Genomic DNA, 1,705 nt, shown 5'->3' on the forward strand with positions numbered 1-1,705 from the left:
ACGGCCACGCGTTCACCTTGGTCAGCGCCAGCGCGCCGATCGGCCAGGGCAGCGCCAGCGTTGCGGGCAACCAGCTGGTGTTCAACCCGGGGAGCGATTTCGATCACCTGGCGCAGGGCGCCACGGCCAGCGTCACGCTCAGCTACAACATGACTGACGAGCACGGCGCGCCCGCCAGCAGCACCGTGGTGGTGACCATCACCGGCACCAACGACGCGCCGGTGGCGGTGGCCGATACGGCTGCCGGCACGGAAAACCAGACCCTGACGATCGACGTGCTGGCCAACGACACCGACGTCGACGACGGCCACGCGTTTACCTTGGTCAGCGCCAGCGCGCCGATCGGCCAGGGCAGCGCCAGCGTGGTCGGCAACCAGCTGCAGTTCAACCCAGGGGCCGATTTCGACCACCTGACGCAGGGCGTGGTCGAGCACGTGACCCTCAGCTACCAGATGCAGGACCAGTACGGGGCACTCTCGACCAGCAGCGTGGATGTGACCATCACCGGCACCAACGATGCGCCAGTGGCGGTGGCCGATACGGCTGCCGGCACGGAAAACCAGACCCTGACCCTCGACGTGCTGGCCAACGACACCGATGTCGATGACGGCCACCTGTTCACGCTGAACTCGGTCAGTGCGCCGGCGAGCAAGGGCACGGCCAGCGTGGTCGGCAACCAGCTGGTGTTCAACCCGGGGGCCGATTTCGACCACCTGGCACAAGGCGTGGTCGAACACGTGACCCTCAGTTACCAGATGCAGGATCAGTATGGGGCGCTCTCGAGCTCCACGGTGGACGTGACCATCACCGGCACCAACGATGCGCCGGTGGCGGTGGCCGATACGGCTGCCGGTACAGAGAACCAGACCCTGACGATTGACGTGCTGGCCAACGACACCGACATCGACGACGGCCACCTGTTCACGCTGAACTCGGTCAGTGTGCCGGCGAACAAGGGCACGGCCAGCGTGGTCGGCAACCAGCTGGTGTTCAACCCCGGGGCCGATTTCGACCACCTGGCGCAGGGCGTGGTCGAGCACGTGACCCTCAGCTACCAGATGCAGGATCAGTACGGGGCACTCTCGAGTTCCACGGTGGACGTCACGATCACCGGCACCAACGATGCGCCGGTGGCGGTGGCCGATACGGCTGCCGGTACAGAGAACCAGACCCTCATGATTGACGTGCTGGCCAACGACACCGACGTCGACGACGGCCACGCGTTCACCTTGGTCAGCGCCAGCGCGCCGATCGGCCAGGGCAGCGCCAGCGTCGCGGGCAACCAGCTGGTGTTCAACCCGGGGAGCGATTTCGACCACCTGGCGCAAGGCGCCACGGCCAGCGTCACGCTCAGCTACAACATGACCGACGAGCACGGCGCGCCCGCCAGCAGCACCGTGGTGGTGACCATCACCGGCACCAACGATGCGCCGGTAGCGGTGGCCGATGTGGCCGCCGGCACGGAAAACCAGACCCTGACGATTGACGTGCTGGCCAACGACACCGATGTCGACGACGGCCACGCGTTCACCTTGGTCAGCGCCAGCGCGCCGATCGGCCAGGGCAGCGCCAGCGTTGCGGGCAACCAGCTGCAGTTCAACCCGGGAGCCGATTTCGATCACCTGGCACAAGGTGCGGTCGAGCACGTGACGCTCAGCTATCAGATGCAGGATCAGTACGGGGCACTCTCGAGTTCCACGGTGGA

The 1,705-nt window shown here is 66.3% G+C and carries 1 protein-coding gene; it reads left to right on the forward strand.

Going from position 1 to position 1,705, the window contains the following annotated elements; genetic code table 11:
- On the forward strand, window positions 1-1,705 hold a 1,705-nt coding region (locus tag AC07UI_RS29085; protein ID WP_494995749.1), incomplete at both ends, for an Ig-like domain-containing protein.

The organism is Pseudomonas sp. GW821-FHT04C07, from assembly GCF_059420325.1.